Origin of the sequence: Flavobacterium anhuiense (assembly GCF_001705175.1) — a bacterium.
Classification (GTDB): Bacteria; Bacteroidota; Bacteroidia; order Flavobacteriales; family Flavobacteriaceae; genus Flavobacterium; species Flavobacterium anhuiense.
The window spans coordinates 4149393-4161251 of sequence record NZ_CP016907.1; the positions used below are offsets into that span (position 1 = coordinate 4149393).

Annotated in this window: 6 protein-coding genes; 2 read left to right on the forward strand and 4 right to left on the reverse strand. The window is 35.0% G+C overall.

Features of this window, described 5'->3' with window-relative positions:
* Window positions 1-8 precede the first annotated feature (8 nt).
* From BB050_RS17430 to BB050_RS17440, 3 genes are all read right to left on the reverse strand, one after another.
* Window positions 9-1445 (reverse strand): hypothetical protein, encoded by a 1437-nt coding sequence (locus BB050_RS17430; protein ID WP_123907004.1) that lies wholly within the window; start codon window positions 1443-1445, stop codon window positions 9-11.
* Between the two features lie 89 nt (window positions 1446-1534).
* A complete protein-coding gene (locus tag BB050_RS17435; protein WP_123907005.1) occupies window positions 1535-3235 on the reverse strand; it encodes a RagB/SusD family nutrient uptake outer membrane protein in 1701 nt (566 codons plus the stop codon).
* Between the two features lie 19 nt (window positions 3236-3254).
* Entirely contained in the window at window positions 3255-6449 is a 3195-nt protein-coding gene (locus BB050_RS17440) for a SusC/RagA family TonB-linked outer membrane protein (RefSeq protein WP_066034477.1), read from the reverse strand.
* A 902-nt stretch (window positions 6450-7351) separates the two neighbouring features.
* On the opposite strand from BB050_RS17440, the gene BB050_RS17445 reads away from it, so the two are divergent.
* Complete coding sequence (locus BB050_RS17445; RefSeq protein ID WP_066034478.1) at window positions 7352-9553, forward strand: alpha-galactosidase; 2202 nt, start codon at window positions 7352-7354, stop codon at window positions 9551-9553.
* A 333-nt stretch (window positions 9554-9886) separates the two neighbouring features.
* Here BB050_RS17445 and BB050_RS17450 read toward each other — a convergent pair whose 3' ends face one another.
* A complete protein-coding gene (locus BB050_RS17450; RefSeq protein ID WP_066034479.1) occupies window positions 9887-10732 on the reverse strand; it encodes an AraC family transcriptional regulator in 846 nt (281 codons plus the stop codon).
* Window positions 10733-10912: 180 nt separating this feature from the next.
* Between BB050_RS17450 and BB050_RS17455 the strand changes: the two genes are divergently transcribed.
* Window positions 10913-11827 (forward strand): dihydrodipicolinate synthase family protein, encoded by a 915-nt coding sequence (locus BB050_RS17455; protein ID WP_066034480.1) that lies wholly within the window; start codon window positions 10913-10915, stop codon window positions 11825-11827.
* Window positions 11828-11859: the final 32 nt, after the last annotated feature.

Here is an 11859-nt window from a genome sequence, read left to right on the forward strand (position 1 = left end):
GAGTTGTTTTAGCGACAGGCCGCCGTTATTTTCTGTCCAGGATTCACACGAATTGTAATAGCAGTGTAGGGATTTCCCTTGTTGTCCTTTTCATGAATTACGGCAGCTTTTTTATTATTTATAAAGATAGAAGTATAATTCCCAGGGAACATTGCTTTCCATTCTATAAATTTTTCGCCTTTGTTGTGTAGTGTTGTAGTGGTTTGTTTTTCGTGTTTTACAGCTAATGTTGTCTGTAACACGGGTAAATTGTCGACCTCAGAAATGCTGTCTTTTTTTCCTCGATGTATTGTTGTTATTGTTTTTTTCGATGCATCTGGCTCTATGCCCATACAGCCATGTATGATGCCTTCAATTACGCCGTATGAAACTTCTGGATATTCTCTTCTTTTGGTTTCAGGATCGGTTAAATGTAAAATGTATTCGTATGCTTTGTCTTCGTAACCATATTTGTATAAAAGAAACGGAAGATAAGAAGCATTTTCTACATTGCTTTTTTCTGAAAGAATGTGTTTAATTGTCTTTTCAGTTCTGTCTGTATCTGCCAAAACATCGAACCATAATAAAAATAGTTCGCCTGCATCTTTGCTAAATTTACCATCAGCGGTATAAATTACATTGTAAGCCGATGCATTTTGATCCCACCAGATTTGTTCGATCTGTTCTTGATATCTAAGTGCCTTTTTTTCGAAAAAAGCAGCTTTTTCAAATTGTCTTTTTTCTTTTAAAATAGAAGAATAGGTAAGTAATCCTCTGTAAATGGCTGCAACCAAATCGACCCCCATTTTTAAACCCGGAATGCCTTCGGAATAAGAAGCTAATCCTCGACATTTATGAAAATCGTCTTTGCTATCGAACGGAGTAGGAGTGTTTACAAATTCTGGTCTGGTTAATAGCGAATCAGCTTCCAAAAACCAACGTTCTATATATGCTGTTGATGATTTTTCGAAGAAATTTTCAAACTCAGGATTTTTGATATAATCTTCATCGCCTGTCCATAAGTACAATCTCCAACAAGCAAATATGACATCAAAATTGCTATTCAGATTGTACCAGAATTCTTTATCATTTCTGTAATCTTCTGGAGCAGGTTTTCCGTATTTATTGATTTCCCAATACGAACACCAGTCTTTACTTTCTGAAATATTTTTCGCAAAAAGTGAAAGCATGTTTTTGTTTTCCTTACTCAATCCAAGGATTTCTGCGCCAATGCTCTGATGAGAGACATCGCGCATGCAAAATGCAGATCGGGAAGGCAGAGCCGCTTCATACCATGGTCCAACAGGATCGTTCGAATCTCCTTTATAGCTCAGAGCCATGCTTTTTGCACGTTCAAATGCCAGCTGGAGTGTAGGATCTGTAGACCTGAAAGTGATTGTTTCCTGACTGAATGAATTCAGAAAGAAACAGCAATTTGCCACACAAACTATAAAATGATTTTTCATAACGCTATTTTCAATTTGGATTGATTTCTAGAGACATTTTAAAAGCAAACCCATCCCTCTAGATGGGTTTGCTTAATCGGTTATAGTTTTTAATTATAACCAGGGTTTTGGGGTAAACCTGTTCTGTTAATTTCATCTCTCGGAATTGGGAGCAAATAATGCTGCGGTTTGAAAATCCTTTCCTGGACTTTAGCGTAGGTATAGGTTTTAGATCCGTCATTATTTTTGGTAATAATGACTCCCATTAAGGGTTTGTTTTCAGTTTCCTCGGCAATTTTCCAACGGCGAACATCATAGTAACGGAATCCTTCAAGACATAATTCTACTTGTCTTTCGTTACGGATTTTATTCTCTAAAGCTGTTCCGGTCAAACCTACTAACGGATTTGTAATTCCTGCACGCTGTCTGATCAAGTTAAGATATTGAATGGCAGTCCCTTCATTTCCTAATTTAAATTGCGCTTCGGCATAGTTTAGGTAAATTTCTCCTAAACGAGATATAATCCAAGCTTTATTAGTTTGTGTTTCATTATTGTAATTGTACGTTGTATCACAATATTTACGGAAAGTGTAACGTGTTTTACTGGCATTCCAAGTATCCCAACCTTGTGGAGAATCTAAACCGCCTTCGTAAAATTCGGCTTTATTTGAACTTCCTGCATCGTAACGATCTTGAAAGAATTCAGGTTTTCCGTAAGCACGTCCGTCATAAACAATGTTTTTGTAAAAACGAGGATCTCTGTTTACATAAGGTTTTTGAGGATCATAACCAGATGTTGGATCTGTAATGTCTTTTCCGTCAGCTGTTCCGTAAGCATCGATATGGCTTTGGCTTGGTGCAAAATTGGCCCATCCGTGGAAACCGCTTGGCGAATTAAACATTTCTACACCATTAAAAGCACTCCATTGCGGATCTTTACTAGATAAACGGCAGAAGATAATTTCTGAATTGTTTGTAGTAAAAAGATCTTCGTACTTTTTATCGTAAAGAGAATACATGTTTAAATCCATAACGGCTTTTGCAGCGTCTGATGCTTTTTTCCATTTTGTTAAATCATTAGACGGATTCCATTGCGGACTTGCTGCATAAAGTAATGTTCTTGATTTTATAGCTAAAGCTGCGCCCTTTGTTACTCTTCCTAAATCTTTAGCTGTTAAAGGAAGCAATTCAGCAGCTTTGTCCAATTCTGTGACAATAAAATCGACACATTGGTCATAAGTGCTGCGCTCTACTTTAAAATTACTGTTTAAGTCAAAAGGCGTTGTAACAAGAGGAACTCCTCCGTAATCACTAATTAATTTGAAATACGCATAAGCTCTTAAGAAAAGCACTTCACCTTTTAATCTATTTCTCCAAGCTTCGTCTCCTGGCACGTTATCAATTCGGGACAAAAAGATATTGCAGTTTTGAATGGTTGCATAAGTAGGTTTCCAAGTATTGAAATCTCCTGCGTTGTCTGGTGTAAGAGCTCCAGAATTTAAATTCCACACATCATAATCGTTAAAATTATTGAATGCTTCATCACAAGCAGTAGATAAAATCCAGCTGCGGTTGGTTCTGTCGTTCCAGTTGTGCTGCGTACTTGGTAAAACTGTATAGAGATTATTAGCAAAAGCTTCGGTAAGTTTTAAGTCATTCCACACATTTTCATCAGTATAAGAATCCAAAGGCGCTTTATCTAAAGGGTCTTCAGTACAAGATGTTACAGAAGCAACAGTGATAAAAAGAGTAGCTGCAATTACTGCTTTCTTTTTTATATTTATTAGTTTATTGATTTTATAATTTTTCATGTCTTGATCTTTTACCTTGTTATAATTCAATGCTTACACCGATTCTGTAAATACGAGTTTGCGGATAATTTACTCCTGTCGTATTATTGGTTTCAGGATCTAAATTGTACTGTTTCATGTGGTCGATAGAAAACAAATTGGTTCCTCCCGCATAAAATCTCGTATTTAATATTCCGAATCTAGACAAGACTTTTTCTGGTAATGTATAGGAAATCTCCAAAGATTTTAATCTGAAGAATGAAGCATCTCTTAACCAGAAGTCAGCTGGAATATTGTTTCTTGGATCAGAATCATTGAAGGCAACAGGGTATTTAGAATTTGGATTATCAGCAGTATATCGGTCTTCGTATAACCATCTTGGTGGTGCCACGATAGCGCCTTGAGCTTGCGGAAGAATCATTTGTCTCGCTTTTGCCTGTCCTGTCCAAAGCATATCTACAGAAAAACCTTTGTATTCAGCTCTGATTGGAATACCATAAGCAATTTTTGGCGTTGCCGATTCAGGAATTCTCACTTTATCATTAGAAGTGATGCTTCCGTCACCATCAATATCTTTTACCCAAAGATCACCCGGTTTTGCTCCTTCAAAGTGAGGAGAATTGTCAACTTCTGCTTGAGTACGGTAAATTCCGTTGGTTTGATATACCATCCAAGAATCAATAGCTCTTCCAGTTGATTTTTGCCAAGCTGGAATATTTGCCGCTTCATCGCGGAATAATACTTCACTCTGTGCATAAGTAAAATTGAAACCAACACTATATTTAAAACTATTGATATTGTCGGCGTAGTTAATAGACCAATCAGTACCTCTGTTTACCGTTTTTCCAATATTTTCTTTTGGAAGAGATAATCCTGTGTATAATGGCACAGAAGCATTTCTTGCAGCAAGAATGTCAGATCTTTTATTACTGAAGTAGTCAAAAGTCGCTGTTAATTTATTTTTAAAGAATCCGAAATCAAAACCGATGTTTTTAGAGTCTTGAATTTCCCAAGTAATGTTTGGGTTTGGAGTAGAAGAAAGATAAATACTGTTATTTAAAGTATAATCTGAACCAAAGTAGCTGTACAACTGCTGATCTGTTGTTAACTGATATCTTGTCAAGAAAAGATATTGGTTAAGATATTCTACACCATTAATAGTTTCTCTCAAATCGTCATTACCCATTCTTCCCCAAGAAGCTCTAATTTTTAGTAAATCAAATCCTTTTATATTGTTTTTGAAGAAAGGCTCTTCAGAGATTTTCCAGCCTGCGCTTATAGCCGGGAACATACCCCAACGCGTTGACGAAGGGAAATTGAATGATCCGTTATAACGTGTAGAAACTTCAGCAAAATATTTATCATCAAAATTGTAAGCCACTCTTCCAAGGAAACTTTCACGTCCGTCCTGATAGGCGCCGCCAGTTGCGTTTTGCCCTTTAGTGCTTCCAGTAAAAATCTGATCTAATTGATCGCTTAACAAATCTCTTCTGTAAGCATACGTTTGGGTTTTGTCCATTGTAGTCTGCTCGTAACCTACAAAAGCATTAACAGAGTGTTTGTTGAACTTACGATCGTAAGCTAATTTTGCGAAATATGTATTTTGATTTGCAATTCGCTCATCCTGCATAACACTAGTTATACTGGTGCTGTTTTTTACGTTATTGTAACTGTTATTTGTTTTGTCATACGAATAAGCATCCCATGGTTTTGTAAATCTCTTTTCACTACGCACATTATAGTCAAATGCAGCATATCCGCTAAGAGATAATCCATCAGTTATTTTTGGCAATTTCAGCTCAAATCCAATTTTAGGATTTACAATTAAGTTGACTACGTGATCATAACCTGCTGCTGACGAAGACATTAAAATTGGGTTTCTACCATTTGTAATACCAGACGACGGAAGTCCATTTTTCCAATACGCAGGAATAAAAGGATACATACTAACTGTCTCGTGCATAATGCTTCCAATGCTTACCGCAGGATAGTTTCTGTCTTCTTTACGAGTAGCGATATCTAAGTTTACTTTAAAGTTTGAAGTAATATTAACATCAATATTAGATCTTAAATTGAACTGTCTGTATCTTTCGTCGCTATATCTAAGGTTACTTTCCTGATTTAAATATTGTCCAGAAAAGAAATATTTAACCTGCTCGTTACCTCCGTTAACAGAAAGAGAAAGATTAGCCTGTGGAGCATCTTTTCTATAAACTTGTTTTAACCAATCTGTACTGGTATAATTAGGATCGTTTCCAGCTTTATATTTGTCAATTTCTGCCTGAGTGTAAGGAAGCGTTGTGCCTTTATGAGCATTCAATTCGTTATAGTACGTCATGTATTCCCAAGAATTAACTCTTTCGCTCATTCTGGTTAACTGCTGAATACCATACGATCCGTCAACTTTAATCGTTGGAGCACCTACTTTTCCTCTTTTAGTTGTTACTAAAATTACTCCATTTGCAGAACGAACTCCATAAATGGCTGCCGATGCATCTTTCAAAACCGTTACAGATTCGATATCATCTGGATTTATCCTGTTCAAATCACGATCAGGAATACCGTCGACAACTACAAGGGGACTCGTTCCTCCGCCAAATGAATTAAAACCTCTAATCAAAAGGCTTGAGCTATCATCACCAGGTCTTCCAGAACGGTTGTTGGCAATTACTCCAGACATACGTCCCGCAATTCCGTTTGATACGTTTGCAGATGCATTTTGAGTCAAAACACCTCCTTTAATCGAAGCAATTGCTCCCGTTGTAGAAGCTTTTTTCTGAGTTCCGTATCCAACGACAACCACTTCATTTAAAGTCTGATTCTGTTCTTCAAGCTGAATGCTTACAGCATAGTCAGCGCGAACTTCTTTTGTTAAAAATCCGGTGTAAGAAAAAACAAGAATACTGTTGGAGTCAGGAACCTCAATGGTGAAATTGCCATCAAAATCTGTTGTTGCCGTTATTTTTGTTCCTTTTACAAGAATGTTTACACCAGGAAGCGGTTCTCCTTGCGGGCCTGTTACTTTTCCTTTTACTAGTTTTTCTACAAATACTGAAGCGTTGCCATCTTTTGCCAAAGTTAGATTACTGCTCAGTTTAGTGGAGAATTTGGTTTCTTTTAATTCAGCAGCAAAAGAACTCTGTAGAGCGAGTGCCAGTAAGGCTCCAGATGTTAGTTTGGTAATCTTCCATGTCTCAGAAGAAAGCCACTCTTTTGTCGGTTTTTGTTTGGTCATGTTTTAGTGGTTTTTGTTAGTTAGTAATTTATTCTCGTGGTTCGTTTTCATCTTTTTCATTTTGGAGAAACAAAATGCCTTGAGCTCGTGCAGATTGTTTATGAAAAAGAGATAAATGTGAAAACCAAAAGTATAAATGTTTCTAAACCAGCACATACCAGTACCTACCAGTTTTTTGAGATATGCGTAAAAAACATGCCTTATTTAAGATAATTTAAAAATTAAAGTGGGTAATATATGCATAAAGTGTAAGTTAAAGTCAATTAGACTAATAGATGTGAGTTTTGTTGTTATTAAAAGCTTATTTGTTCTGTTCGATTCTTAAAATCAATTTTTGGAAAAAACAATGGAGATTTTGAGAAGTCAAAAAGTGATTATTTTGATTTTAAAAGTGGATAATATAGTATCAGAATTTTTTTTGCAATCTAATTTTTGATTTTTTACTCGTTTTTCTTTTGTTGACCATACCAGTCAGTGTTTTTAAGCTAATATGTAAGAGTAAACTTGTTTATTTTTATTCGTGTTTTACGATTCAGAGCGATTTTTAGGTAATAAAATATCAGAATCGGTAAAAAAGCCTAAAAGTTTTATCAAAAGCCTATTTTGGATTACTTTTCCAAAAAAGGAAAATCTAAAGGCAGAAATATGGATTTAATTATATTTTGCTATTTTTGGAATTCATTTTTACATTGATATAAAAGGTTTATTAGAGCTCAAAAAACCTTTTTCTTATGAATTATACCAAATAGAACCTTTTATTTATGGGTATAATTAAATGAAATTTCTCTCGTGGTTTAATTGATAAATGTGATGTTCGGAGTTTTAAGATGAATTACAATTGATTGTATTGTAATCTTTTAAAATCTCCCCAAAAAACATTATTTATTATTAATCAAACTTTTATGAAAAAAGCACTTCTCATATTAGTCTTAACCATTTTGTTTTGGAAGACTAATGCACAAAATGATCCCATTGCCATTGAAACCCAGAATACAGCATTAATTCTAAAGGTGGCAAAAAACGGTTTGCTTTACCAATCGTATTTAGGCACAAAACTAGATGCTTCGGCATATAATGCGCTTTCAAAAGAAACCGAAAGAACATTTGTTATCAACGATGGAAATCCATTACTTAATCTAAGACACGAGGCTTATCCGACTTACGGGACAAATAATTTGTTTGAATCGGCTATTCGAATAACGCATAATGATGGAAATCCTGCTTTAGAACTGGTTTATGTAAATCATCAAACAAAAAAGTTAGATAGCAATACGACTGAAACCAGTATAAAAATGAAAGATCCAGTTTATCCTGTAGAAGTGACATTGTATTATAAAGCTTTTTATAAGGAAAATGTTATTGAACAGTGGACAGAAATTGTGCACCGCGAAAAGAAACCTTTAACGTTGTACAACTACGCTTCGTCTATGCTGCACTTTGATGCCGATAAATATTGGCTGACTCAGTTTCATGGAGATTGGGCAAAAGAAGTAAGAATGCAGGAAAGTGAATTAACGAGCGGTGCTAAAGTAATCGATTCGAAGTTGGGTGTAAGAACCAATATGTACCAGACGCCAGTTTTCTTTTTAGGTTTAAATGAAAAAGCCAAAGAAAATACAGGGGAGCTTGTTGCTGGAACCATTGCTTGGTCGGGAAATTTTAAATTTACTTTTGAACTGGACAATAAAAACTCTCTTAGAATTAGTTCTGGAATTAATCCGTTTGCTTCAGAATATAACCTTCAGCCTGGAGAAGTATTTACAACTCCTTCTTTTATTTATACTTTTTCAAATAAAGGAAAAGGACAGGCCAGCAGAAATTTACATTCGTGGGCAAAAAATTATGGCGTAAAAGATGGAGACAAATCACGCTTGACTTTATTGAACAATTGGGAAACTACCTTTTTTAATTTCGATGAAAAGAAATTAACCGAAATGTTTGAAGATGCTAAAACATTGGGTGTCGATATGTTTTTATTAGACGACGGTTGGTTTGGAAATAAATATCCGAGAAGCGGAGATAAATCTGGATTAGGAGATTGGCAGGCAACCAAAACAAAATTGCCAAACGGTTTAGGTTTTCTGATGCAGCAGGCAGAAAAAACAGGAGTTAAATTCGGAATTTGGATTGAACCCGAAATGGTGAATCCGAAAAGTGAGTTGTATGAAAAACATCCAGATTGGATTTTAAAACTGCCAAATAGAGAAGAAAGTTATTACAGAACACAATTGGTTTTGGATTTATCGAATCCGCAAGTGCAGGACTTTGTGTTTAAAACAGTAGACGACATCATGCAGACCAATGGAGGAGTGGCATTCTTTAAATGGGACTGTAACCGAATGATGACTAATGCGTATTCTATCTATTTAAAAAATCAGCAGTCACATTTATTTATTGAATACACGAGAGGCTTGTACAAAGTCTTGGAACGAATAAAAACTAAATATCCGCATTTGCCAATGATGCTTTGCGCGGGAGGTGGAGGAAGAACTGATTATGCTTTCCTAAAATATTTCACGGAATTTTGGGCAAGTGATAATACAGATCCTTATAATAGAGTATTTATTCAGTGGGGTTATTCGCATTTCTTTCCGGCTTTTTCGATTTGTAATCACGTAACTTCATGGGGAAATCAGTCTATTAAATTCAAAACAGATGTTGCCATGATGGGAAAATTAGGTTTTGATATTAATGTTAAAGAACTGAAAGAAAAAGAATTAAAATATACTCAGGATGCAGTCGCCAATTATAAAAGATTAAGTCCTGTAATTTGGCACGGCGATATGTATAGAATAGTTTCTCCTTATGAAGACAGTCGCGCGGTATTAATGTATGTTGATGAATCAAAAGACAAAGCCGTTTTATTTTCGTATACGCTTCATCCGCTTTATGATCCGCAATATAATTTGGTGCGTTTTCAAGGTTTAGATGCCAATAAAACCTATAAAGTTGAAGAAATCAATTTAATGCCAGAAGCAAAGAAAACGCTGCAAGAATCTGGAGAATCTTTTACAGGAGATTATTTAATGAATGTAGGTTTAAGAGTTTCCTCTTCGAAAGTAGAATCAAGCGTTATACTTGAAATAACAGCAGTTTCGAAATAAATAGATTTTTATGAAATAAATCAGCTGTCTGATCCCGTTTAAAACAATGAGATTAAACAGCTGATTTTTTTATCGATTTCATTAAAAAAATCTAATTTAATCAGCTGAAATCTGCTAGAATCTGCGTGAAATTTTTTTGCGTCTAGATTTTTCTTAACAGATTTATAATCCTTTTAATCTTAATAATCTGTGGCTAAAAAAAACTTTGCGGTTTAGCGACTTTGCGAGCATTTTTCTCTCGCAGATTTAGCAGATTTTGGAGATTTTTTTGCGTCTGTTTTAATTATTTTAATTCCGATAGCTATTGGGAGCTTGAACATTTGTAGTTATAAATTACAAATTCAGTTTTCTATACTGCAAAGGCGAAAGCTGTTTTAATTCCTTAAATTTTCTATTAAAATTGGAAATATTATTAAAGCCGCACATTTCGGCAATTTCCAAGACAGAGAGTTCTTCATTATTAGATAATAATTTTGCAGCCCTCTCAATACGCACTTCAATTAGAAATTGAAAAAAAGACTTGTTGGTCCGGACTTTAAAATACCGGCAGAAAGCATTTTTGGTCATACTGGCGATCGAAGCAATTTCATCAAGCGTGATATTTTTATGAAAATTGGTCATGACATATTCAAACACAATCTGCATTCGTTTACCTTCATTATCTGTTATTTTCTTTTGATATAAATAATTAGAAAGCGGAGTATATTCAGATGTTGACAGCCATTTCAGAATATCTAGAAATAATATAAACCGAGTATAACTGTCAGCTTTCTTCAGCTTTTTAAAATACTTGACAACTTTCTTCGGTGCGTTATGAATAATGAATCCGTTTTTGCTGCTTTCTAAGATTGGTTGAATATTTCTAAAAGTAGAGAGTTCAAAAAAATCTCTTCCGAACGAATTGAAGGTAAAAAACAAAGTGCGCATTACAGAAACTACATTTTCCTGAACGTCGCTTCTAAAAACATGAGGTAAGTTGCTTCCTATTACTAGGATGTCGCCTTCCCGATATTGCGAAATAGTATCGCCGGCAAAAACGGCACCTTCTCCTTTTTCTATAAAACTAATTTGAATTTCTTCGTGTTGGTGTAGTTTATCATAAAATGACACTTCGATATCTTCTTGATATATAAGGGGATCTTCTCCAGATTTTGGAATTTTAAATGGAAAAACTTTCATATAGCGGTTAGTTAGTTACAATCAAATATATTGCATTTAATCAAAAAAATGATGCTATAATGTTCTGTTTTTTAAGTTTTGTTTCTATATAGGGTAATATAGTATCATTTTGTGGTAATTTTTAAAGGGTGCGCTCTGCGGTTTCTAGATAATTTTGGCTTTAAATAAAAAATTAAAATTATGAGTATTCAATGGAATGGCGTGATGCCGGCGGTAACCACAAAATTTACTGCAGATGATAAATTAGACTTCAACATGTTCGAAGTCAATATGAAAGCACAATTAGATGCTGGAGTTTCTGGAATTATTTTGGGAGGAACTTTAGGAGAAGCCAGCACACTTTTAGAAGAAGAGAAAAGAGAATTAGTAAAACATACCGTTTCGCTAACAGAAAATAAAGTACCTGTAATTATGAACATTGCAGAGCAGTCTACAAAAAATGCCATTTTAGCTGCTAATAAAGCTGAACAAGATGGAGCAAAAGGATTAATGATGCTTCCTCCAATGCGTTATAAAGCGTCTGATTTTGAAACGGTTACTTTCTATAGTGAAGTCGCAAAAAATACGTCGCTTCCTATTATGGTTTACAACAATCCAGTTGACTATAAAATTGAAGTTACTTTAGACATGTTTGAAGAGTTATTGAAATATGATAACATTCAAGCAGTAAAAGAATCAACTAGAGATATTTCCAACGTTACCAGAATGATCAACCGTTTTGGAGATCGTTTAAAAATATTATCAGGAGTTGACACATTAGCATTAGAGAGCTTATTTATGGGTTCTGACGGTTGGGTTTCTGGATTAGTTTGTGCTTTTCCTGAAGAAACAGTGGCAATTTACAAATTAGCAAAAGCAGGAAGATTTGACGAAGCTTTGAAAATCTACAGATGGTTCTTGCCTTTATTAGAATTGGATATAAATGCATTTCTGGTTCAGAATATCAAATTAGCAGAAGTTGCAACGGGAATTGGTTCAGAATATGTTCGTGCGCCAAGATTGCCATTGCAAGGAGCAGAAAGAGAAAAAGTTCTAGCTATTATCGCTGAAGGATTACGCACTAGACCAACTTTGCCAGACTATAAAAATTTATAACAGCATATTCGCATGATTGGCTGTGGCTTTTA